Source organism: Pseudomonas sp. P4_D7, from assembly GCF_056401755.1.
This window is the reverse complement of sequence record NZ_JBFUIR010000014.1, coordinates 166,009-189,533: the sequence shown is the minus strand read 5'-3', so window position 1 is coordinate 189,533 and position 23,525 is coordinate 166,009. Positions and strand designations below refer to the sequence as shown.

Annotated in this window: 21 protein-coding genes; 10 read left to right on the top strand and 11 right to left on the bottom strand. The window is 59.9% G+C overall.

What is annotated here, in order from left to right; translation table 11 throughout:
- Window positions 1–60: 60 nt before the first annotated feature.
- The 3 genes from AC1DVF_RS12095 to AC1DVF_RS12085 form a co-directional block, all read right to left on the bottom strand.
- Window positions 61–831, bottom strand: a complete 771-nt coding sequence (locus AC1DVF_RS12095) for a MetQ/NlpA family ABC transporter substrate-binding protein (RefSeq protein ID WP_016986456.1) — start codon at window positions 829–831, stop codon at window positions 61–63.
- Between the two features lie 76 nt (window positions 832–907).
- Window positions 908–1,582: a methionine ABC transporter permease gene (locus AC1DVF_RS12090; RefSeq protein WP_016986455.1), complete on the bottom strand. Its 675-nt coding sequence runs from the start codon at window positions 1,580–1,582 to the stop codon at window positions 908–910.
- Window positions 1,582–2,589, bottom strand: a complete 1,008-nt coding sequence (locus tag AC1DVF_RS12085) for a methionine ABC transporter ATP-binding protein (RefSeq protein ID WP_099757627.1) — start codon at window positions 2,587–2,589, stop codon at window positions 1,582–1,584. The genes AC1DVF_RS12090 and AC1DVF_RS12085 overlap by 1 nt, the downstream gene beginning before the upstream one ends.
- 260 nt (window positions 2,590–2,849) lie before the next feature.
- Here AC1DVF_RS12085 and katE point away from each other — a divergent pair, with 260 nt between their 5' ends.
- Window positions 2,850–4,991, top strand: coding sequence for a catalase HPII (gene katE, locus AC1DVF_RS12080; protein ID WP_477782503.1), 2,142 nt, complete (start codon window positions 2,850–2,852; stop codon window positions 4,989–4,991).
- A 105-nt stretch (window positions 4,992–5,096) separates the two neighbouring features.
- Here the strand turns inward: katE and AC1DVF_RS12075 are convergent, their stop codons facing one another.
- The 4 genes from AC1DVF_RS12075 to AC1DVF_RS12060 are packed head-to-tail and all read right to left on the bottom strand — an operon-like array spanning window position 5,097 to window position 7,896.
- Window positions 5,097–5,810 (bottom strand): PA5502 family lipoprotein, encoded by a 714-nt coding sequence (locus AC1DVF_RS12075; RefSeq protein WP_477782499.1) that lies wholly within the window; start codon window positions 5,808–5,810, stop codon window positions 5,097–5,099.
- A 37-nt stretch (window positions 5,811–5,847) separates the two neighbouring features.
- A complete protein-coding gene (gene znuB, locus AC1DVF_RS12070) occupies window positions 5,848–6,636 on the bottom strand; it encodes a zinc ABC transporter permease subunit ZnuB (RefSeq protein WP_007911758.1) in 789 nt (262 codons plus the stop codon).
- Window positions 6,629–7,414, bottom strand: a complete 786-nt coding sequence (znuC, locus tag AC1DVF_RS12065) for a zinc ABC transporter ATP-binding protein ZnuC (protein WP_007911759.1) — start codon at window positions 7,412–7,414, stop codon at window positions 6,629–6,631. The genes znuB and znuC overlap by 8 nt, the downstream gene beginning before the upstream one ends.
- Window positions 7,414–7,896, bottom strand: coding sequence for a Fur family transcriptional regulator (locus AC1DVF_RS12060; protein ID WP_007911760.1), 483 nt, complete (start codon window positions 7,894–7,896; stop codon window positions 7,414–7,416). Before AC1DVF_RS12060 ends, znuC begins: the two co-directional genes overlap by 1 nt.
- Before the next feature lie 66 nt (window positions 7,897–7,962).
- On the opposite strand from AC1DVF_RS12060, the gene AC1DVF_RS12055 reads away from it, so the two are divergent.
- Window positions 7,963–8,883: a zinc ABC transporter substrate-binding protein gene (locus AC1DVF_RS12055; protein WP_477782498.1), complete on the top strand. Its 921-nt coding sequence runs from the start codon at window positions 7,963–7,965 to the stop codon at window positions 8,881–8,883.
- A gap of 90 nt (window positions 8,884–8,973) precedes the next feature.
- Here the strand turns inward: AC1DVF_RS12055 and AC1DVF_RS12050 are convergent, their stop codons facing one another.
- Both AC1DVF_RS12050 and AC1DVF_RS12045 read right to left on the bottom strand, forming a co-directional pair.
- The gene (locus AC1DVF_RS12050) at window positions 8,974–9,927 is read right to left on the bottom strand and encodes a homoserine kinase (protein ID WP_099757624.1); all 954 of its coding nucleotides are present in this window, start codon (window positions 9,925–9,927) and stop codon (window positions 8,974–8,976) included.
- A gap of 61 nt (window positions 9,928–9,988) precedes the next feature.
- A complete protein-coding gene (locus AC1DVF_RS12045; protein WP_093429504.1) occupies window positions 9,989–10,285 on the bottom strand; it encodes a DUF2782 domain-containing protein in 297 nt (98 codons plus the stop codon).
- Between the two features lie 74 nt (window positions 10,286–10,359).
- Between AC1DVF_RS12045 and polA the strand changes: the two genes are divergently transcribed.
- On the top strand, window positions 10,360–13,164 hold the full coding sequence (gene polA, locus AC1DVF_RS12040) for a DNA polymerase I (RefSeq protein WP_093429505.1): 2,805 nt from the start codon (window positions 10,360–10,362) through the stop codon (window positions 13,162–13,164).
- Between the two features lie 412 nt (window positions 13,165–13,576).
- On the opposite strand, the gene yihA is transcribed toward polA, so the two are convergent.
- Entirely contained in the window at window positions 13,577–14,221 is a 645-nt protein-coding gene (gene yihA / locus AC1DVF_RS12035) for a ribosome biogenesis GTP-binding protein YihA/YsxC (RefSeq protein ID WP_099757622.1), read from the bottom strand.
- Window positions 14,222–14,412: 191 nt separating this feature from the next.
- On the opposite strand from yihA, the gene AC1DVF_RS12030 reads away from it, so the two are divergent.
- The 7 genes from AC1DVF_RS12030 to AC1DVF_RS12000 all read left to right on the top strand — a co-directional run bounded on the left by AC1DVF_RS12030 (window position 14,413) and on the right by AC1DVF_RS12000 (window position 21,729).
- A complete protein-coding gene (locus AC1DVF_RS12030) occupies window positions 14,413–14,703 on the top strand; it encodes a c-type cytochrome (RefSeq protein WP_034152239.1) in 291 nt (96 codons plus the stop codon).
- Window positions 14,704–14,746: 43 nt separating this feature from the next.
- Entirely contained in the window at window positions 14,747–15,358 is a 612-nt protein-coding gene (locus tag AC1DVF_RS12025; protein ID WP_460089378.1) for a c-type cytochrome, read from the top strand.
- A gap of 187 nt (window positions 15,359–15,545) precedes the next feature.
- Window positions 15,546–16,187 (top strand): thiol:disulfide interchange protein DsbA/DsbL, encoded by a 642-nt coding sequence (locus AC1DVF_RS12020; RefSeq protein WP_093429506.1) that lies wholly within the window; start codon window positions 15,546–15,548, stop codon window positions 16,185–16,187.
- 14 nt (window positions 16,188–16,201) lie between these two features.
- Window positions 16,202–17,080: an endonuclease/exonuclease/phosphatase family protein gene (locus tag AC1DVF_RS12015; RefSeq protein ID WP_093429507.1), complete on the top strand. Its 879-nt coding sequence runs from the start codon at window positions 16,202–16,204 to the stop codon at window positions 17,078–17,080.
- Complete coding sequence (locus AC1DVF_RS12010; RefSeq protein WP_257356678.1) at window positions 17,077–19,155, top strand: GGDEF domain-containing protein; 2,079 nt, start codon at window positions 17,077–17,079, stop codon at window positions 19,153–19,155. Before AC1DVF_RS12015 ends, AC1DVF_RS12010 begins: the two co-directional genes overlap by 4 nt.
- A 101-nt stretch (window positions 19,156–19,256) precedes the next feature.
- Complete coding sequence (locus tag AC1DVF_RS12005) at window positions 19,257–20,039, top strand: N-acetylmuramoyl-L-alanine amidase (RefSeq protein ID WP_477782497.1); 783 nt, start codon at window positions 19,257–19,259, stop codon at window positions 20,037–20,039.
- Between the two features lie 76 nt (window positions 20,040–20,115).
- Window positions 20,116–21,729: an EAL domain-containing protein gene (locus tag AC1DVF_RS12000; protein ID WP_175559542.1), complete on the top strand. Its 1,614-nt coding sequence runs from the start codon at window positions 20,116–20,118 to the stop codon at window positions 21,727–21,729.
- Here the strand turns inward: AC1DVF_RS12000 and AC1DVF_RS11995 are convergent.
- The gene (locus AC1DVF_RS11995; RefSeq protein ID WP_477782496.1) at window positions 21,726–23,516 is read right to left on the bottom strand and encodes a KinB sensor domain-containing domain; all 1,791 of its coding nucleotides are present in this window, start codon (window positions 23,514–23,516) and stop codon (window positions 21,726–21,728) included. The genes AC1DVF_RS12000 and AC1DVF_RS11995 overlap by 4 nt on opposite strands.
- Window positions 23,517–23,525 lie beyond the last annotated feature (9 nt).

Genomic DNA, 23,525 nt, shown 5'->3' with positions numbered 1-23,525 from the left:
AACACCAGAGACAAAAAAGGGGACGCACATGGCGTCCCCTTTTTCGTTGCAACAACCCAATCAGAACGCCGGCAATACTGCGCCTTTGTACTTCTCTGTAATGAATTTCTTCACTTCCGGGCTGTGCAGCGCAGCAGCGAGTTTCTGCATCGCATCGCTGTCCTTGTTGTCCGCGCGGGACACGAGGATGTTCACGTACGGCGAGTCGTTGCCTTCGATTACCAGCGCATCCTTGGACGGATCGAGCTTGGCTTCCAGCGCGTAGTTGGTGTTGATCAGCGCCAGATCGACCTGGGTGAGCACACGCGGGATGGTCGCGGCTTCCAGTTCACGGATTTTCAGGTCTTTCGGGTTTGTCGCAATGTCTTTGACGGTCGACAGGATGTTGGTCGGATCCTTCAAAGTGATCACGCCAGCCTTGGCCAGCAGCAACAGGGCACGGCCGCCGTTGGTGGCGTCGTTCGGGATTACTACGTTGGCACCGCTTGGCAGATCCTTCAGATCCTTGAGCTTGCTCGAGTAAGCGCCCAGCGGCTCCAGGTGCACACCGGTCACGGCAACCAGACTAGTGCCCTTGGCCTTGTTGAACTCATCGAGATACGGCTGGTGCTGGAAGAAGTTGGCGTCCAGACGCTTTTCCGCGACCTGTACGTTCGGCTGAATGTAGTCGGTGAAGACCTTGACCTTCAGATCCACACCTTCTTTGGCCAACGCCGGCTTCACGAACTCAAGGATTTCCGCGTGCGGCACCGGGGTGGCGGCAACGGTCAGGGTTTCGGCGTGGGCCGAGAATGCTGCAACGGCAGCAAAAGCAGCGATCAGTTTTTTCATTCAGCTAACTCCTTATGAGGCGCCCGTCTGGCGCCTGCCAGCGAATGGCCGGCTCATCTCTTGATTACAAAACCGGTTATTTGCGCGAGAAATGCACAACCAGTCGATCACCGACCATCTGCAGCACTTGCACCAGAATCAACAGCAACACCACGGTGACGATCATCACGTCAGTCTGGAAACGCTGGTAACCGAAACGGATCGCCAGGTCACCCAGACCACCGGCGCCGACCACACCGGCCATCGCCGTGTAGGACACCAGTGTAATCGCCGTCACCGTAATCGCCGCGAAGATGCCCGGGCGGGCTTCCGGCAGCAAAGCGTTCATGATGATCTGCCGCGTGGTCGCGCCCATCGACTGGGTCGCTTCGATGATCCCGCGATCGACTTCACGCAGCGCGGTTTCCACCAAACGCGCAAAGAACGGTGTCGCACCGACCACCAATGGCGGAATCGCACCGGCCACGCCCAGCGACGTGCCGGTGATCAGCACGGTGAACGGGATCATCACGATCAACAGAATGATGAACGGCAGCGAACGCAGGATGTTCACCGCCAGCGACATGAATGCGTAGAGGCCACGGTTTTCCAACAACTGACGCGGGCTGCACAGAAACAGCAACACGCCCAGCGGCAGGCCGAGCAATACGGTGAACAGCAGCGAACCACCGAGCATCAGCATCGTGTCGCCGGTGGCCAGCCAGATTTCGTACCAGTCGATATTGGTGAAGAAACTGATCAGGTCTTCCATTAGCGCAATACCTCCATGTGAACGTCAGCGGCGGTGAAGCGGGCAAACGCCGCTTCCATGTCGCCACCGGTGACGGCGAGGGTCAATTGCCCGTACGGAATGTCTTTGATGCGGTCGATGCGACCAGCGAGGATGCTGTAGTCGACGCCGGTTTCCCGGGCGACGGTACCGAGCAGCGGCGCGTAGGTCGCTTCGCCCTGGAAGGTCAGACGCACAATGCGGCCCGGCACGTGAGCGAAGTCATCACGCTGTTCGCTTTCGTCGATCTGCTCGCTTTCCTGCACAAAACGCTTGGTGGTCGGGTGTTTTGGATGCAGGAACACATCGGCGACCGAACCTTGCTCGACGATCACACCAGCGTCCATTACGGCCACTTGATCGCAAACGCGACGGATCACATCCATCTCGTGGGTGATCAGGACGATGGTCAGTTTCAGTTCGCGGTTGATCTCGGCCAGCAATTGCAGGACCGACGCGGTGGTCTGCGGGTCGAGGGCACTGGTGGCCTCGTCGCACAGCAGAATCTTCGGCTTGGTCGCCAGGGCGCGGGCAATGCCGACGCGCTGTTTCTGGCCGCCGGACAATTGCGCCGGGTACTTCTTGGCGTGGTCGGACAGACCGACCCGCGCCAGCAATTCAGCAACACGCTTGTCAATCTCGCCGCCCGACAGTTCGCCGGCCAGGGTCAGCGGCAACGCAACGTTGTCGGCCACGGTCTTGGAGGCAAGCAGGTTGAAGTGCTGAAAGATCATCCCGACTTGCTGACGGAAACGGCGCAGGCCGTTGGCGTCCAGTGCGGTGACTTCTTCGCCGTCGACGATGATCTTGCCGCCACTGGAGTCTTCCAGGCGATTGATCAGACGCAGCAGGGTACTTTTGCCCGCGCCGGAATGGCCGATCAGGCCGAACACCTGCCCGTTCTCGATAGAGAGACTGGTCGGGTGCAGCGCGGGAATATCCTTACCGGCGACGCGGTAAGTCTTGTGGACGTTTTGAAACTCGATCACGTAGCGAACCTTGTGGGGCGCGTTAGAAAAGGATCAGCGGTTAGCCGGGCGCGCATTTTAGCCTGTCCGTATAGAGGTTCTTAGCATTTATTTCGCAATTAACCTTCGATTTGGCAATAACAAGATCAAAGGTCATAAAAAAGGAACGCCCCCAACGCCTCATCAGTCACTAAGTAAGCGACCTGAAAACCCTGGGTGCCGTGCCCGGGAACCACTCAAGAGTCCCCGGCAATCCACGGGGTCAACCGAGGAGTTTACGACTGATGAGCAAGAAGCCTACGTCCGACAAAAGCCAAATGGCCGGAACCGATACCCCGGATCGTGCCAACACCAACGCCAAACTCGACAGCCTGGAGAAATTCCGCTCCGACGCCACCGGCCAGGCCCTGCGCACCAACCAAGGTGTGAAGATTGCCGACAACCAGAACACCCTCAAGGCCGGCCCGCGTGGGCCGTCGCTGCTTGAAGATTTCATCATGCGGGAAAAGATCACGCATTTTGACCATGAGCGGATCCCGGAACGCATCGTCCACGCACGCGGCACCGGGGCGCATGGTTTCTTTCAGGCCTACGAGAACCATTCGACGCTGACCAAGGCCGGTTTCCTACAGGATCCGGGGAAAAAGACGCCGGTATTCGTGCGCTTTTCCACGGTGCAGGGCCCGCGTGGTTCCGGCGACACCGTGCGTGACGTACGCGGTTTCGCGGTGAAGTTCTTCACCGATGAAGGCAACTTCGACCTGGTCGGCAACAACATGCCGGTGTTTTTCATTCAGGACGCGATCAAGTTTCCCGACTTCGTCCACGCGGTGAAACCCGAACCGCACAATGAAATCCCTACCGGCGGCTCCGCTCATGACACCTTCTGGGACTTCGTTTCGCTGGTCCCGGAATCGGCGCACATGGTCATCTGGGCGATGTCCGACCGGGCGATCCCGAAAAGCCTGCGCAGCATGCAGGGCTTCGGCGTGCACACCTTCCGCCTGATCAACGCCGAGGGCAAATCGCGCTTCGTCAAATTCCACTGGCGCCCTACTGCGGGTACCTGCTCACTGGTGTGGGACGAGGCGCAGAAGCTTGCCGGTAAAGATACCGACTACCACCGTCGCGACCTCTGGGAAGCGATCGAGATGGGCGATTACCCGGAATGGGAACTCGGCGTACAGATCATCGAGGAGGAAAACGAGCACGACTTCGATTTCGACATCCTCGACCCGACCAAGCTGATCCCCGAAGAAATCGTGCCGATCACGCCGCTCGGCAAAATGACCCTGAACCGCAACCCCGACAACTTCTTYGCCGAGACCGAGCAGGTCGCGTTCTGCCCTGGCCACATCGTGCCCGGCATCGACTTCTCCAATGACCCGCTGCTGCAAGGTCGGCTGTTTTCCTACACCGACACGCAAATCAGCCGACTCGGCGGGCCGAACTTTCATGAGTTGCCGATCAACCGGCCGGTGGCACCGTTCCACAATGGCCAGCGTGATGCGCAGCACCGCACGGTGATCGACAAGGGTCGCGCCTCGTATGAGCCGAACTCGATTGATGGCGGCTGGCCGAAAGAAACCCCGCCGGCCGCACAGGACGGTGGCTTCGAGAGCTATCCGGAACGCATCGACGCGAACAAGATCCGCCAGCGCAGTGAGTCGTTCAGCGATCACTTCTCCCAGGCGACGTTGTTCTTCAACAGCATGAGCGATCACGAGAAGGAGCACATCATTGCGGCCTACAGCTTCGAGTTGGGCAAGGTTGAGCGTGAATTTATCCGTGCGCGGGAGGTGAACGAGATTCTCGCCAACATCGATCTGGAACTGGCCAAGCGTGTGGCGGCTAATCTGGGCTTGCCGGCGCCTGCCAAAGGCACAGTGGATGCGCGCAAGGTGTCTTTCGATCACTCGCCGTCATTGAGTCAGGCTAATTTGCTGCCAGAAAACATCAAGACGCGAAAAGTTGCAATTCTTGCCGCTAACGGCGTCGATGGTGCGGCGATTGATGCAATGAGGAAGGCATTGGCGGCTGAGGGTGCGCATGCCAAGTTGCTCGGCCCGACTTCAGCGCCGGTGAAGACCGCTGACGGCAAAACGTTGCCAGTGGATGCCTCGATGGAAGGCATGCCGTCAGTGATTTTCGATGCGGTGTTCGTACCGGGTGGCGCGGCGTCGGTGAAGGCGTTGAGCGGCGATGGCGTGGCGTTGCATTACCTGCTGGAAGCGTACAAGCACCTGAAAGCGATTGCTCTACACGGCGAGGCCAAACAGTTGCAGGATTTGCTGAAGCTGGAGGCTGATGCTGGATTGCTGCAGGGCAAGGATGTGCCGGCGTTGACCAAGCCGTTCTTTGCGGCGATCGGGCAGCATCGGGTTTGGGATCGGGAGCCTAAGGCGAAGGCCATTCCGGCTTAAGGATTTTGCTGACTGGCAGGACGCTTTCGCGAGCAGGCTCGCTCCCACACTGGTTTTGTGTCGTTCACAAACCCAGTGTGGGAGCGAGCCTGCTCGCGAAGCTTTTTAGGGTTTACGCGGACTCAAGACCATTTGTGCAGGCACGGTACGCACGGTTTGCTTCTCAATCTTCAGATCAAAATCCGGGTTCAACTTCTTCACCCGCTTGGTCAGCAGAGTCGCCAGCCACGGATAGTCATCGGTACGCGGCGCCTGAATGGTCACCCCACACTCATAATTCACCACATCAGTGGCGATCGCGTCGAGTTGACGACGAAGTTTGCGGCTATCGGTGATGTTCAGCGCAACCGTGGTGCTCTCGGCAGTCGGATCAATCACTTTGGCTTTCGGCTTGGCCTCGGCGGCCAGCAATGCAGCCTCAGCCTTTTCCAGCTCAGCCTTGCGCGCTTCAGTAATGGCACCGTTGACGCCACCGGTCAGCGCCGGCGCTTTCGGCATCAAAGCGCGGGCACGACTTAACGCCGTAGCGGCAGCATTCACATCGCCCTTCTGCAGCACAATCTGGCTGCGACGCAGATACGCTTCGGCCAATTGCCGCTGGTATTGCTCAAGGGATTGATCGTTGGGGGTTTCTTTCTGCAAAGCGGCCAACTGATCTTCGGCAGTGGCCAGCTCGCTGCTGGCCAGGCTTTGCTCCAGCTGTGCGATGGCCGCAGCTCGCGCATCGGGGACTTCGGCCACCGGCGGCGTGCTTTGGCAGGCGCCCAGTAGCACTGAAAATGCGACAAGGAGCAGATAACGGGAGGCGAACGGCTTCATTCCTGCGACTCTCTATTTGCGCAAAAAGCGGCCAAGTCTACACCCCACGACGGGGCAGAACAAAACTCAACAGAAACAGTGCGGCCGCCGTCACAACGATAGACGGCCCCGCCGGGGTGTCTTTGAACCACGACAGCGCCAGCCCGCCACACACGGCGAGCATGCCCAGCAGGCTTGCGCCCAGTGCCATCTGCTCCGGCGAGCGGGCGTGACGCTGTGCCGCAGCCGCCGGGATGATCAACAGTGAAGTAATCAGCAACACTCCGACGATTTTCATCGCCACCGCAATCACCACCGCGATCAACAGCATCAGCGCCATGCGCAGGCCCGCCACCGGCAGACCTTCAACCTTGGCCAGCTCTTCGTGCACGGTGATCGCCAGCAATGGCCGCCACAGTGTCACCAGCAACACCAGCACCGCCGCGCTGCCACCGAGGATCCACGCCAGATCGGTCGGGCTGATCGCCAGCAGGTCGCCAAACAGATAGGCCATCAGGTCGATCCGCACTTCATGCATGAAGCTTAGTACCACCAGGCCGAGAGAGAGCGTGCTCGGTGCGAGAATTCCCAACAACGTGTCGGACGCCAGCGGTTGACGCTGTTGCAATGTGACCAGCAGCACCGCCAGCAACAGACAGCCTACGGTCACCGCAACGGTCGGGCTGACATCCAGCAGAAAGCCCAGCGCCACACCCAGCAACGCGGCGTGGGACAAGGTGTCGCCGAAATACGCCATGCGCCGCCAGACCACAAACGAACCCAGCGGACCTGCAACGATCGCCAGCGCCAGACCTGCAAGCAGGGCATACAACAGAAAATCAGCCATGCTTGCAGTTGTCTCCGTGAACGTGAGGTTGGCCAATAACCGGCCCTTTGACCACCGAACCGTGCAGGTCGTGAGCGTGGTCGTGATGGTGGTGATAAACCGCCAGGCTCTGCGCGTTCTTGCCGAACAGCTCGACGAACGCAGGATCGCCGCTGACCTGCTCGGGATGCCCGGAACAGCAGACATGACGGTTGAGGCAGACCACTTGGTCGGTGGTGCTCATCACCAGATGCAAATCGTGGGACACCATCAACACGCCGCAACCATGACGATCGCGCAGACGGGTGATCAGGCTGTACAACTCCGCTTGGCCGGCGACGTCGACACCTTGCACCGGTTCATCGAGCACCAGCAATTCCGGCTCGCGCAACAACGCGCGAGCGAGCAGCACGCGCTGCATTTCGCCGCCGGAAACGCTTTGCACCGGGCTATCGATGACGTGTTCGGCGCCGACTTCTTTCAGCGCAGCCAGCGCACGCGGGCGGTCAACGCCCGGAACCAGGCGCAGAAAGCGCAGCACCGACAACGGCAAGGTCGGATCGACGTGGAGTTTTTGCGGCATGTAACCGACGCGCAGCTTCGGCTTGCGCCAGACACTGCCGCTGTCCGGCTTGAGCAAGCCGAGCACGGCGCGCACCAGCGTGGTCTTGCCGGCGCCATTGGGGCCGATCAGGGTGACGATCTGCCCCGGCTCGACGCTCAGCTCGATGTTGTCCAGCACAGCCTGCCCGGCAAACGTGACGGCGACCTGCTCCAGACGGATCAGCGCATTGCTCATCAAGCCCCCTGGCAACCGGAACACAGGCCGACGACTTCGACGGTCTGCGCTTCGACGATGAAACCAACGTCTTTGGCGCTGTTGATGATCGCGTCGCTGATCACTTTTTGCTCAAGTTCGATGGCGGCGTGGCAATCGCGGCAGATCAGGAATTGGCCCTGATGCGCGTGTTCCGGGTGTACGCAGCCAACGAAGGCGTTGAGCGAGGAGATGCGGTGCACCAGGCCGTTTTCCAGAAGGAAATCCAGCGCGCGGTACACGGTCGGCGGCGCGGCGCGGCGGCCGTCCTGCTCGCTCAGCACGGCAAGAATGTCGTAGGCGCCCAGCGGCTTGTGGCTCTGCCACACCAATTCCAGCACCCGGCGGCGCAACGCGGTCAGGCGCAAGCCTTTCTGGGCGCACAAGGTATCGGCCTCGGACAAAGCGCTGTGCACGCAATGAGAGTGGTCGTGGGGACGGCTGGCAATCGGTGTAATAGGCATGGGCGGCGACGAGTTTTGATAGAGACGTTATTATGTTACCCGTTCTCGCCTCCTTGAGTGGTCATCGTGTCCCGACTTTTTTCTGTTTTTGTGGCTTTTGTCGCCAGTTTTCTGCTGATCGGTTCGGCTCAGGCCGAGGTCAAAGTCCTCACCAGCATCAAACCGTTGCAGTTGATTGCAGCAGCCGTGCAGGACGGCGTAGCGATTCCCGAAGTGCTGCTGCCGCCGGGTGCTTCGCCACACAATTACGCCCTGCGGCCATCCGACGTACGGAAGGTGCAATCGGTGGATCTGCTCTACTGGATCGGCCCGGACATGGAAGGCTTTCTGCCGCGCGTGTTGAACGGTCGGACGCTGCCGAGCGTCGCGGTGCAGGATCTGCCAGGAATGAAACTGCGGCGTTTCGCTGAGGACAGCCACTCCCACGCCGAAGAGGCTGACGAGCATGATCACGATCACCGTCCTGGCACGCTCGATGCGCATTTGTGGTTGTCGCCGGTCAATGCGCGGGTGATTGCCGACAAGATGGCCGCTGACCTCAGCGCCGTTGATCCGGCGAATGCTGAGCGTTATCAGAGCAATGCCAAGGCGTTTGATGAGCGTCTGGACGCATTGGATCAGCGTTTGAAGAAGCGTCTGGCCAGCGTTGAAGGCAAGCCGTATTTCGTCTTTCACGAAGCGTTTGATTATTTTGAAGAGGCTTACGGCCTGAAGCATACCGGTGTGTTCAGCGTGGCCGCCGAAGTGCAGCCGGGCGCGCAACATGTCGCGGCGATGCGCAAGCGTTTGCAGGAAGTCGGCAAGACGTGTGTGTTCAGTGAGCCGCCGTTGCGGCCGCGTCTGGCGGAGACGCTGGTGGCGGGTTTGCCAGTGAAACTGGCGGAGCTGGATGCGCTGGGCGGGTACACCCCGGCGACGGCTCAGGGGTATGAGCAGGTGCTGGAGAAGTTGGGTAACGATATGGCGGGCTGCCTGGAATCGCTTTAAGGCTGATTCGGCTTCGCCTCAATCGCGAGCAGGCTCACTCCTACAAGAGATCACCTAACCCCTGTAGGAGTGAGCCTGCTCGCGATGCTTTCAAAGGGCGAAAGGTAACGGTGTGTGAACCTGCTGCCGCTGCGCCAAGCGCTGCTCAAACTCCTTGGGATCGTGTATCAACACATCCTGCCCGGCAAACTGCTCCGCCGCGATCAACCGCGACAGCCAGAACCGCACGCAGGCCACGCGCAGCATGGTCGGCCACAACTCGGCCTCCGCCGCCGTAAACGGTCGCAGCGCCGCATAGGCACCAAGGAATGCGCGGGCTCGCGGCCCATCGATCAGACCGTCCTCGTCCGAACACCAGTCGTTCAACGCAATCGCCACGTCATACAGCATCGGCCCCGAGCAGGCGTTGTAGAAGTCGATCAGCCCGGTCAGGTGCGTACCTTCGAACATCGCGTTATCGCGAAACAGGTCGGCATGAATGTTGGCCCGAGGCAGCGCGAGAATCTTCTCTTTGCGCTCGGTGATTTCATCCAGCGCCTTTTGCAGCAACGCGCGCGGTTCATCGCTCAGGTGCGAGAGCAACTCGTTGCCCTCCTCCAGCATCCAGTCGAGGCCACGATCAGTCTTGCGCTTGATCATGCGCTCGCCCTGGGTCGCCAGATGCAGATGCGCCTGCAACTCGCCGACCTGCGCGCAATGCTGAGCATTGGCGACTTTGATGTGCTTGCCGGACAGCCGCGGTTGCAGCAGCGCCGGTTTGCCCTTCAGCTCACGCAATGCCACGCCGTCAGTGGTGCGCAGCGCGTACGGCACCGGCAAGTCGGCTTCGTGCAGCACGTCGAGCAGGTCGATGAAAAACGGCATCTCCTGCACCGGGCCACGCTCGACCAGAGTCAGGACGAATTCGCCCTGCTCCAGGCTGATAAAGAAATTGGTGTTTTCGCTGCCGGCGGCGATCCCCTGGAAATCAAGCAGACGGCCAAGCCCGTAAGGGGCGAGAAAGGTTTCCAGCTCGGGCCGAGCCAGGGGAGTGAACACAGACATGGTCAAAAACTGCTCAGTTCAGGCGTCGCGGTCAGGCGACGCCGATTAAAAGTCGGGAAACTTACTTCCAGGTAAAGATTTCCCACGACGGAATCAGCATATCCGGCTGGTCGGAGCGAATGTAGTTTGCGTCCGTACCATCGGCGCGCACCAGGAAATACGGTTTGCCACCCTTTGGCGTGACCTTGATCGCATAGACGAAACCACTGCGACTGTATTCCTGGATAACCTTGTCGCCTTCCGTGTGCGTGTTAATGGTAACTTCCGGCTCCTTTGACGGCGCATCATCCGCCGCCATCGCGGCCAACGGTGAGGCAGCAATCAGACCGACCAGCAGCAAGCGATTTAACGTACGCATGATAACCTTGTCCCTTTGTCGTCAACGGTCCCGCTATTCTAGCGCCGGACCCGCCGAAAAGGTTGATCCTGCTCATGAGCCAAGCCCCCCTCGTCCTGGTGGACGGTTCGTCTTACCTGTACCGCGCCTTTCACGCGCTGCCACCACTGACCACCTCCAAAGGCCTGCCGACCGGTGCGGTCAAAGGCGTGCTGAACATGCTCAAGAGTCTGCGCAAGCAGTACCCGGACAGCCCGTTCGCCGTGGTTTTCGACGCCAAGGGCGGGACATTTCGCGATGAAATGTACGCCGAATACAAAGCCAACCGCCCAAGCATGCCCGACGACATGCGCGTGCAGATCGAGCCGCTGCACCAGAGCGTGATCGCCCTCGGTTTCCCGCTACTGTGCGTGGAAGGCGTCGAGGCTGACGACGTGATCGGCACCCTGGCGCGCAGCAGCGCGGCGGCGGATCGCCCGGTGATCATCTCCACCGGCGACAAGGACATGGCGCAACTGGTCGATGGCCACATTACTTTGGTCAACACCATGTCCGGTAGCTCGATGGACGTGGAGGGCGTTAAGGAGAAATTCGGCGTCGCTCCGGAGCAGATCATCGATTATCTGGCGCTGATGGGCGATTCGTCCGACAACATTCCAGGCGTTCCCGGCATCGGCCCGAAGACTGCGTCCGGCCTGTTGGTCGGCGTCAACGGCGGCCTCACCGAGCTGTACGCCAATCTCGACATCGTCCCGACCCTGCCGATTCGCGGCGCGAAAACCCTGCCGGCCAAGCTTGAAGAGCACAAGGAGATGGCGTTCCTCTCCTATCAACTGGCGACCATCAAGGTCGACGTGCCGCTGGACGTCGAACTCGATGATCTGCAGATGGGCGCCGAAGACCCGGCCAAGCTCTACGAACTGTACTCGCTGCTGGAATTCAAAAGCTGGATCAACGATCTCGATCGCGACGCCAAACGTCTGGAACTGAGCGCAGCCAGCGAACCTGCGCTGGCCGGCGATCTGTTCAGCGCACCAGCGGAAGAAGCGCCTGCTGCTCCCGCCGAAGCTGCCTACGAAACCATCCTTGATCAGGCGCGCTTCGACGTCTGGCTGGAAAAACTCAACAACGCCAAGCTGTTCGCCTTCGACACCGAAACCACCGGCATCGACGCGCAGCAGGCGCAACTGGTCGGCCTGTCGTTCGCCGTGCAGGCCAACGAAGCCGCGTACATTCCGCTGACCCACTCCTACATCGGCGTGCCGGAACAGCTGGATCGCGACACCGTGCTGCGCGCACTCAAGCCGATTCTCGAAGACCCGAGCAAGCTGAAGGTCGGCCAGCACGCCAAGTTCGATATGAATATTCTGGCCAACTGTGCCATCGGCGGCGATCAGAGCCAAGGCATCAACGTGCGCGGCATCGCCTTCGACACGATGCTTGAGTCCTACGTGCTCAACTCCACCGCCACCCGCCACGACATGGACAGCCTCGCGCAGAAGTACCTGGATCACACCACCGTGAGCTTCCAGGACATCGCCGGCAAAGGCGCCAAGCAGCTGACTTTCGACCAGATCGCTTTGGAACAGGCCGGGCCGTACGCCGCCGAAGACGCTGATATCACCCTGCGCCTGCACCAGACGCTGTTCGAAAAACTCAGCGCGATCCCGAGTCTGGCCAGCGTTTTGACCGATATCGAGATTCCGCTGGTGCCCGTTCTCGCCCGCATCGAGCGCCAAGGCGCGTTCGTTGACGCTGAGTTGCTCGGCATTCAGAGCATCGAACTGGGCAACAAAATGGTCGCGCTGGAGCGCGAAGCGTTCGAGATCGCCGGGGAAGAATTCAATCTTGGCTCGCCGAAGCAACTGGGCGTGATTCTTTACGAGAAACTCGGCCTGCCGGTACTGAAGAAGACCGCCAAGGGTCAGCCGTCCACTGCTGAAGAAGTGTTGGCGAAACTCGCTGAAGACGATCACCGCTTGCCGAAGGTGCTGATGGAGCACCGCTCGATGAGCAAGCTGAAAAGCACCTACACCGATCGCCTGCCGGAGCAGATCAATCCGCGCACCGGGCGTGTCCACACCTCGTATCATCAGGCTGTGGCGTCGACCGGTCGCTTGTCCTCCAGCGATCCAAACCTGCAGAACATCCCGGTGCGCACCGCTGAAGGTCGACGCATCCGTCAGGCGTTCGTCGCGCCGAAGGGCTACAAACTGTTGGCGGCGGACTATTCGCAGATCGAGCTGCGGATCATGGCGCACCTGTCCAAGGACGAAGGCCTGATGAATGCCTTCCGCAACAATCTGGACGTGCACACCGCCACCGCTGCCGAAGTGTTCAAGGTCGAACTCAACGAAGTGACCTCCGACCAGCGCCGTGGCGCCAAGGCGATCAACTTTGGCCTGATCTACGGCATGGGCGCACAAAAACTCGGCAAGGACATCGGCGTCGATACCAAGACCGCCAAGGCTTACATCGATACCTACTTCGCCCGTTATCCGGGGGTTCGCGAATACATGGATCGCACCCGCGCGCAGGCAGCGGATCAGGGTTATGTCGAGACGTTTTTCGGTCGTCGTCTGTACCTGCCGGAGATCAACTCGAACAAGCCGCAGGAACGCGCCGCTGCCGAGCGCACAGCGATCAACGCGCCGATGCAGGGCACGGCTGCCGACATCATCAAGAAAGCCATGGTGGCGGTGGATAACTGGCTGGCGACATCCGGGCTGGACGCCAAAGTCATCCTGCAGGTGCACGATGAACTGGTGCTGGAGGTTCGTGAGGATCTGGTCGAACAAGTCAGTGCCGAGATTCGCGTGCACATGAGCGAGGCGGCGAAACTGGATGTGCCGCTGCTGGTCGAAGTGGGTGTGGGCAACAATTGGGATGAGGCTCACTGAGCCATTTGATCTCGGTCTGCCGCGACCTGTTGTCGCGGCAAAGCCGGTAAAACCTGCTTATTTCGAAAAGCGCTTGGGATTATTCCAAAGCTTTTTGAAAAAAATCTGAACTAATCTGGAAGGACACCACTCAGAGTTACTGAATGGCTGGTGAAGCCCTTCGATGCTCCTATGTTGTGTTAAGTGTTGGCAGATATCTGAACCCCGCCCTAGCGGTTCGGAACTTAAACCCCGGAATTTCTCCCTCCCCAATGAAATCCGGGGCTTTTTTTGCCCAAAAATCGGCTGTAGCGCGGCCATGCTGCGTTAAAGGCGCTACTCAAAATGCTCATTTAGATCCCCTAAACTCCGCTTTTGAGCATCACCTTTGCCTTGCCTGACCACACTACAACCAATTTTTCCCAATCCCGACTTACTCGGCTGCCGCCTCGGCGCTTTTGTCTGCCAGTTCCATCCAGCCGGCCAGTACAGTGTAGGCCTCTTCCAGGCCCATGCGTTTTGGCGCGGAGAACAGCTGGATGGTGACCAGGTCGCCCCAACCCTTGCGGATTTCCGACTGCACTTTGAGCAGGGTGTTCTTGGCTGCGCCGTAGGTGAGTTTGTCGGCCTTGGTCAGCAGGATGTGCATCGGCATGCCGGCCGCAACGGCCCAGTCGAGCATCAGCAGGTCGAAGTCGGTCATTGGATGACGGATGTCCATCATCAGAATCAAACCCTTCAAACTCTCGCGGCCACCGAGGTAAGCCTCAAGGTGACGCTGCCAATGCATCTTCAGCGGGATCGGTACTTTTGCGTAACCGTAGCCCGGCAGGTCGACCAGACGGCGATCTTCGTCTAGCTTGAAGAAGTTCAACAGCTGTGTGCGACCCGGGGTTTTCGAGGTACGCGCCAGGCTGGCGTGAGTCAAAGTGTTCAGCGCGCTGGATTTGCCGGCGTTGGAACGACCGGCGAACGCTACTTCGAAGCCTTCGTCGTCAGGGCATTGATCGACTTTGGCGGCACTGAGCATGAACGTGGACTGTTGGCACAGGCCGAGGATGGGATTCTTGAGTTGCATGGGATTTCCGATGTGGGCGGCGCCGGGATTGGGCGCGGAACGCGGTGTCGCTTCCGTTTCAGTGACGCCAGTATATAATGCCGCAGATTTTGTGTGTGCTTTGTCCCAGCGAAGGATGAAGTTCACGAGAGCGACAGACCTTGATTGCGCATTAGAACGCAGAACGCTCTCAACCCTGAAAAGGTCGTTTTATGACGAAATGGCTGCTGGCTGCCGGAGTCTTGATGCCGCTTTACAGCGCACAGGCTACACAGGATCCGGAAGCTGTGTACAACCGTGTTTGTGGTGCCTGTCATTCCGGCCAACTACCCATGGCGCCCGAAAGAGGCGATCAGGAAGCTTGGACGCCGAGGTTGGCGAAAGGTATGGAGACGCTGGTGCAACACGTGACCCAGGGTTTCAAGGCGATGCCGCCGCGTGGTTTGTGCATGGACTGCAGTGCCGAGGATTACCAAGCCATCATTCTGTGGATGAGCGAGTAAACCCGGTCCATAACTTAACCCTTAGCCGTAGTTGGATTAGCTGATGAACAAATTGATCGTGAGTCTGCTGTTGACCGTGGGAATCTCAGGCTTCGCCCATGCTGCCGGTGATGCCGCAGCAGGCCAGGCGAAAGCCGCCGTATGCGGAGCCTGTCATGGCCCGGACGGGAACAGCATGGCGCCAAACTTTCCGAAACTGGCCGGCCAAGGTGAACGCTACCTGACCAAGCAACTGCACGACATCAAGTCGGGCAAACGCACCGTTCTGGAAATGACCGGCTTGCTGACCAACCTGAGCGATCAGGACCTGGCCGACATCGCCGCCTACTTCGCCAGCCAGAAAGGCAGCGTCGGCGCCGCCGATCCGAAGATCGTCGCTCGCGGTGAGGACCTGTTCCGTGGCGGCAACCTGGCCAAGGGCCTGCCAGCCTGCACTGGCTGCCATTCGCCGAATGGCGCTGGCAACGCCGCCGCCGGGTTCCCGCACCTGGGTGGCCAACACGCTCAATACATCGCCAAGCAGCTGACCGATTTCCGCAAGGAAGAAGGTGGCCGCACCAACGACGGCGACACCATGACCATGCAGACCATCGCCAAGCGCCTGAGCGACGAAGATATTGCTGCGGTCTCCAGCTACATTCAAGGTCTGCACTAAGAGCATTTGGCAGCGATAGATCTCGTGCAACGTTAACGCTCGATTAATCCGTCGCAGCAAGTATAAAAAGGGTGGCTTTGGCCGCCCTTTTTTGTGGCCGCTGCCGTTACACTACAGAACTCATGCCCGCCAGGATCTGTCTGAAAACAGGTCGCGCGAGGCGACCCAAATTGTCCAGGAGTAAAGCATGCGTAATCTGATCATCAGCGCCGCCCTCGTCGCTGCCAGCCTGTTCGGCGTGACCGCTCAAGCCGCCGAAGCCCCAGCCGCCCCTTACGTGGAACTGGCCAACCCGGTACCGGTTGCAGAGCCTGGCAAGATCGAAGTGGTCGAGCTGTTCTGGTACGGCTGCCCGCACTGCTACGCGTTTGAACCGGTGATCAACCCGTGGGTTGAAAAACTGCCATCCGACGTCAACTTCGTGCGTATCCCGGCGATGTTCGGCGGCCCGTGGGACGCTCACGGCCAGATGTTCCTGACCCTGGAAGCGATGGGTGTCGAGCACAAGGTTCACAACGCCGTGTTCAACGCAATCCAGAAAGAACACAAGAAGCTGACCGACAAGAACGACATGGCTGACTTCCTCGCCACTCAAGGCGTGGACAAGGACAAGTTCCTCGCCACCTTCGACTCGTTCGCCATCAAAGGCCAGATCGTCAAGGCCCGTGAACTGGCCAAGAAGTACGAAATCACTGGCGTGCCAACCATGATCGTCAACGGCAAGTACCGCTTTGACATCGGCTCTGCCGGTGGTGCCGAGCAGGCGCTGAAACTGGCTGACCAACTGGTTGCCAAAGAGCGAGCGGCAACCAAGGCTGCTGCCAACTAAGCGCGGCAACCGCCATGCGCCGCTGGAAGTCTGAACGCATCGTTGGGCTGCATGATCCGCAGGTCAACGAGCATCACCTGGAGTCCACGGGCCTGCCCGCAGACCAGCGTCTGCGTTTGCTCAGTTTCAATATCCAGGTGGGCATCAGCACCGAGCGTTATCGGCATTACCTGACCCGTAGCTGGCAGCACCTGCTGCCGCACAACGGCCGCTCAGGCAATCTGCAAAAGATCGGCGACCTGCTCGGCGACTTCGATCTGGTCGCGCTGCAGGAAGCCGATGGCGGCAGCCTGCGTTCGGGCTACGTCAATCAGGTCGAACATCTGGCGCAGCTCGGCGCCTTCCCTTATTGGTATCAACAACTCAATCGCAACCTCGGTCGACTGGCCCAGCACAGCAATGGCGTGCTCAGTCGCCTGAAACCGTGGGCGATCGAGGATCACCCGCTGCCCGGTCCGAAAGGTCGCGGCGCGATTCTGCTGCGCTTCGGCGAAGGTCCGGAGGCGTTAGTGGTGGTGATGATGCATCTGGCCCTTGGCGCGCGAACCCGCAGCCTGCAACTGGCCTATATTCGTGAGCTGATCGGTGGCTACAAACACCAAGTATTGATGGGCGACATGAACACCCATGCCAGCGATCTGCTGCAACATTCTCCGTTACGCGATCTCGGCCTGCTGGCCCCGCAGGTGGAAGCGACATTCCCCAGCTGGCGTCCTCAGCGTTGCCTTGATCATATTTTGCTCAGCCCGACCCTGACCCTGGAAAAGGTCGAAGTGCTGGCACAACCAATTTCCGATCACCTGCCGGTCGCGGTAGAGATTCGTCTGCCGGGTTCGCTCACGGCCGATGCATTGCCCGCGTTGAGTCCTGCCCCTCGCGGAACCCCTGAATGAGCGACGACGCCCAGCGCTGGAAAGAGAAGTACCTCAAAAGCATCGAACAGCAAGACAAGCTTGAACGGCGCTGGGCCGCCAGGCTCGACTTGCTGCGGCGCGGTCTGGTGCGCAGCACGCTAGCGGCTGAAGGCACCGACAAAGTCGTCGATCAGTGCATGAAAGAGATGCGCGACGTGGTGCGCACCGACGATATGGACGCCGGCCTCGCCGCCCTGCTACCGCGCCTGGAAAAAGCCGTGCTCGATTCCGAACAGCGCCGCGAAACCCGCATCGATCAAGTCAGTACCGCGCTGACATCGCTGGTCACTCAGTTGCAGGCTTTGCCGTTGCCGCGTGAAGTCGCTCAGCCACTGAAGAAATTCGCCAAACAACTGGATAGCCGCGTCGGTTCGGCTCGGGAAATGCCCCTGTTGCTGAGTGAACTCAGCGGCTTGCAGGGCAAGGCTTTGAGTCAGCTGGAAACGCCAGCCGAACCGGGGCGCCCAGGATTGTTGCAGCGTTTGTTTGGTAGCCGTGACAGCGAAGAAGCGCTAGCGACACAATCCCCCGCGCAGGTTCCAGCCTCGCCGCCAGAGCAACCGCTGGCTGCACCGTCACCCACAGCGGAAACCGCACAGCTCGCGCCTGTCGCGGCGGCTGAGCCGGCACCGGCAGCGCCTGCCAGCGAAGCACTTGCACCTGTTGTCGAACCACCCACGCCAGCCGCTCCAACCCCGTTGGAACCGGCAAATGTAGTGGCCTTCGTGCCGCCAACGGTCGTCAGCGAAGTTATCAGTGAACCGCTCGAACCGGAGGCAGAGCGCTTCGAGCCCGAGCCTGTTTTCGCCCCGGCTTCAGCGCCGGCTCAAGCGCCGATCACCGCTGAGGCGGTCAATCCTGATGAACTGATCCACCCCGGTGATCCATCACCACCGATCATCGACAGCCTGCCCCTGCCAGAACCGATTGCTCAGGCGCTGGCCGCCATCGACCCGGAACAGCCCGAGCACGACATCCTGTTCGCCCTGCCGGACACCCCGGAGCCTTCTTACAGTTCCGTGGCCAAGCACATCGAAGATACCCTGATCGGGCTGCTCGACGACCTGACTCTGCCGGAACGCCACCGCCCGCAAGCCGAAGCCATGCGTGAGCGGCTAAAACACGGTTTGAACTGGTACGAACTGATCCCGATTCTCGACGATCTTGCAACGTTGATGCTGGCGATCACCGATAGCGGCCAGCACGAATTCGAAGCCTATCTGCAACAACTCAATGAACGCCTCGAAGCGTTTCAGAGCAATCTGCAAGCCGCCAGCGAGGGCCATGCCGACAACAGCTCGGCGGCGAAAGCCATGGACACGCAGATCCGTGAGCAAGTCGACGGCCTGCAGACCAGCATGCAGGAAGCTGCGGATCTGGAAGACCTCAAGCACGTGCTGGAAAACCATCTTGAAGGCCTGCTCGGCACCATGGACCAGCACCAGAAGCAGCGCGACGCCCGCGAGCAGGAAGTCGCCACGCGGCTGAAAAGCCTGTCCGAACGCGTGGCGCACATGGAGCAGGAAGCCCAGGGTTTCCGCGAGCATCTTGAAGTACAACGGCAGAAAGCACTGATCGACCCGCTCACCGGCCTGCCGAACCGCGCCGCGTGGAGCGAACGCCTTGAGCATGAAATCAAGCAGTGGCAACAGCACGGCAACACGCTGAGCCTGGCCATGCTCGACCTCGATCATTTCAAGCGGATCAATGACAACTACGGCCATCTGGCCGGCGACAAGGTGCTGAAAATCATCGCCACCGTACTGCGCAAACGTCTGCGCGGCGGCGATTTCATCGCCCGTTTCGGCGGTGAGGAGTTCGTTCTGTTGATGCCGGCGACGCCGCCAGCGGTCGGCGCAAAACTGCTGGAAACCCTGCGCGCCGCTATCGAAGCCTGYCCGTTCCACTTCAAGGGTGAACGAGTGACCATCACCCTTTCCATGGGACTGGCGACATTCCGTGCCGGAGAACACAGCGATCTTGTATTGAAAAGAGCCGATCAGGCGTTGTACCGGGCGAAAAATGCGGGGCGCAACAGGGTCGAGCTGGGCTGAGCAAATTGTTCCATTTTGTTTAAATCCGCCCACTGACCGTCGAGACGCGAGGCAGTACGTTACACTGTTGCATTACTGTCTTGCGTGTATTGTCCTCTGCCATGAAATTCTTTGCCCTCCTCGCGTCGCTGCTCGTTCTGGCCGGTTGTGCCAGCGCCCCGCGTTACGACACTAGCCATCCTTCAGCCAATTACGACAGCCGTATCCAGTTCGTGATCGTCCACTACACCTCGGCGTCGCTGGAACGCTCGCTGCAACTGCTGACCCATGGCGAAGTCAGCAGCCATTACCTGATCGGCGACGACAAGAGCGGCACCATCTACAAGCTGATGGAGGAAAACCAGCGCGCCTGGCACGCCGGCGAAAGCCAATGGCAGGGCCGTACCTGGCTTAACTCAAGCTCGATCGGTATCGAAATCGTCAATCCGGGCTTCAAGGACACCCCGACCGGCCGTCTGTGGTATCCGTACAGCGAAGCGCAGATTCAATCGTTGATCGTCCTGCTCAAGGACATCAGCAAGCGCAACGTCATCAGCCCGCGCCACATCATTGGCCATAGCGACATCGCGCCACTGCGCAAACTCGATCCGGGCCCGTTGTTCCCGTGGAAACGTCTCGCCGCCGAAGGCTTGGGCGTATGGCCGAACGAACAGGCAGTAGCGCGCCAGCAAATGCTGTTCAACAGCAGCGAACTGCCGAGCATCAGCTGGTTCCAGGCACAGTTGGCGCACTTGGGTTATGACACACCGCAGACCGGTGAGCTGGACGTTGCCACACGCCACGTCCTCACCGCCTTCCAGATGCACTTCCGCCCTTCGCGCTTCGACGGCACGCCGGATGCACAAACGGCAGCGTTGTTGCTGGTACTCAATCAGACAAAATAATGACGCCCGCCCGACGGTCAGGGCGAAATTGCAATCAGCAGCTATAACTCATTGGTAATTCTTCGGATATTCCATGATGGTTGCTACCCGAGAGACGCTGCGTAGCTGGTTTTATCGCCCCTGGTTTTTGGCGATGATCGCGGCTGTCCTCAGTGCCAGCCTGCTGATCGCCGGCGGTATGTTCGTGGCGATGCGTCAGGTCGAGCAAAACGAAAGCCAACAAATGAACGCACAAGGCGAACGTTTTCTGGCCCGCCTCGAACAATTGTTTGGCCAGTTGCGTGAAAGTCTCGATGATCTGGAAGCGCAGCCCTTGCGCAGTTGTGACGATGAAATGATCGCCACCCTGCAGCAAGTCACCTTCAACTATCGCTTCGTCTATGAAGCGGCTTACATGGACGCCTCGCGGATCTGCTCCAACCGTCCGCGCCAGGAAGGTCTGTCAGTGGTCCGCGCGCCAGACATCAAAGGCCCGACCTACAGCTATTGGCTGAACACCACCACCGAACCTGATGAAAATCGCGCAGCGCTGATGCTGGGGCGCGGCAATTTCCGCGTGGCCACCTCGCGCGGGCATCTGACCGACATGGTCGATTTGTCCCCCGGCAGCAGCCTGCTGGTGGTGCTCGATCATGGCACCCGTGCTATCCCGGTGCTTGGCACGGCGCAAGCCTGGCCACCCACGGAACACTGGCCACCGAAAAGTCGCGATGCCCTGCAAGTTACGCAAACCCGGCTGATCTACCGCATGCCCACGGATAATCCGGAATATCAGTTGGTCCTGATCACACCCAGAACCGGCATGCACATTCCGGCTGTCTGGTGGTGGATCATCCCGGCGTGTCTGCTGCTCGGCGCCTTTGTCGGATTTTTCGTGTTCTTACTGGTGCGCCAGCGTCAGTCTCTGGATGCCGAACTACACGGTGCGATCCGCCGTGGCGAGTTGCAGGTGCTCTATCAACCGATCTTCGACCTCGACAGCCGCAACTGCGTCGGTGCCGAGGCCCTGCTGCGCTGGCGCCGCCCCGACGGTACGCTGACCAGCCCCGACCTGTTCATCCCCATGGCAGAAAACACCGGGCAGATCCGGCAGATGACCGACTTCGTCCTGCAGCGCCTGCTGGAGCAACTGGGCCAGTTGCTGCGCGCCAATCCGCAGCTATACATCTCGGTCAACCTGGCAGCTTGCGACGTGATGGTGCCGCGCATCGGCCAGGTCATGGCGCGGCTGCTCACCCTGCATCGCGTGGCGGCGCGGCAGATTGCCTTCGAGGTCACCGAACGTGGCTTGATTGATGTGGTAGTGGCGCGGGAAAACCTGCAAGCCTTGCGCAACGTTGGCCATCAGGTGTTGATCGACGACTTCGGCACCGGCTATTGCAGTCTCGCCTACTTGCAAACCTTGCCAGTGGACTGCTTGAAGATCGACAAAGCATTCATTGATGCACTGGGCCATGACGCGGCCAGCAGCGGCGTCGCCCCGCACATCATTCACATGGCTCAGGCGCTGGATTTGAAGGTGATTGCCGAAGGCATCGAGCTCGAATCCCAAGCGCAATTGCTCAGCAGTGAAGGGGTGAAATTCGGTCAGGGCTGGTTGTTCGCCCATGCGCTGAGCGCGGTGCAATTCATCGAACTGATCACCCGTGGCCGGCGCCTTGCCGGTCGACGCATGGATGACGAAGCCTAGACAGCGAGCGCCATATAAAACTGCGTACCCTGCCCCGGCCGTGAGTAAACGCCCATACGACCACCATGCAACTGGACGATTTCCTTACACAACGCCAGGCCCAAACCGGCACCGCCCTTCTTGCGCCCTACCTGCACGAAAGGTTCGAAGATCCGCCCCTGCTGGCCGTAGGCAATGCCTTCGCCGTTGTCTTCGACGCTGATAATCAGCCGCTCGCCATGCCGACGTGCCTGCAAGCGGATCTGACCGTCGCGGGCGGTATGGCGCAAGGCGTTGTCGATCAGGTTATCCAGCACACGATCGAGCTGTGCCTGATCGGCCTGCAAACGTGGCAACGGTCCCTGCACTTCGACATGCAGGGCGATGCCCTTGGCCGCCGCCGAATCGGCAAAGCGCAGTTGCGCCTGCTCCAGCAAATCCTCGATGGAGCATGGTGCCAGCGTTAGTTTCTGCAGGCCGTTCTGATAACGCGAGAAGTTGAGCAAGTCGTTTATCAACTGCATCAAGCGCTGCATCTCTTCGTTCACGGTGTCGAGCAAATCGGCTTCGCGCGATTCCGGGGCGTACTTCGCTCGTTCGCGGAACAGCCCGAAGGCCATGTGCATGCCGGTGACCGGCGTGCGCAGCTCATGGGAAGCGCGCAACACGAATTCGCTGCGCACCCGCTCGAAGGCGCGTTGCTCGGTCACGTCATGCAAGACCATCACCGCGCCAAGGATATGCCCCTGCGTGTGGCTGACCGGCGTCAGGCTGTAGGTCAGCAAACGAGATTCGCCGTCGACCTCGATGCTCAGGTCTTCCGGTGCGCGCTCAAGCGAGCCACCGCGCAACACCAGTTGCAACTGCGCATCCAGCTCCGGCCGCTCCAGCGCGGTGCCCAAGCCTTGGCCGAGGCGATCATCGTCCCAACCCAACTGGCGCTGAGCCACCGGATTGAGGTGTTCCAGATGCCCCTCGCGGTCGATCATCAGCAAGCCGTCGTCGATACTGTCGAGCACCGCTTGCAGCCGCTGCTGACCGGCGAACAATTCGTCGACATTGGTCGCCTGATGTTCCCGCAGGGCCTCAGCCATCAGGCCGAAACGCTTGGTCAGCAGGTTCATTTCCATCGCCGAGGAAATCGGCAGGGTCACTTCAAAATTGCCTTGGCCGATATTGTCCGCCGCCTGCGCCAGCGCCTCGATCGGCGCGCCGAAACGCCGGGCAATCCCGTGGGCCGTGATGAAGCCGATGATCAACACCGCCAGCCCGACAAAACCCAACAGACCGGCGATCAACAATGCCCGGTCGCGCGCTTGATGCTGAACCGCGTTGATGTTGTCCAGTGCATGCTTGTGTTCAGTGATCAAACCGTTGCGCAGCGTGTTGAAGCGCTCTCTGAGGTTGGCGTTGCTGCTCAACGCAGTCGCCGGATCACGGGACACATCAAAGGCCTGAAGAAAACTCAGGTAATCAGCCTTGGCCTGACTGAAACCATACTGGCGGCCATCGCCAATGTGCTCTTGGGCGATACCGTCATCAAGCAACTTGAGATACTGCTGCTTGGACGCCTCGAACGCGACCGGATCGGGTTCTTCGGCGAGCATGAGGACCAGTTGATCACCCAGGGTTTGTCGCAGCTTGAGGCCCAGATCGAGAGTGACGAAGTTGTTACGCAGCGTCGTTTCCTGCGAGCCAGCCATTTGCATCACGCTGACCAGCCCGAGCAACAGCCCGAGCAAGGCCACGGTGATGAGCGCGGAAATGCTCAAGAACAAACGGGTCCGCAACTTCATCGCCAATTTCATCGTCGGGCG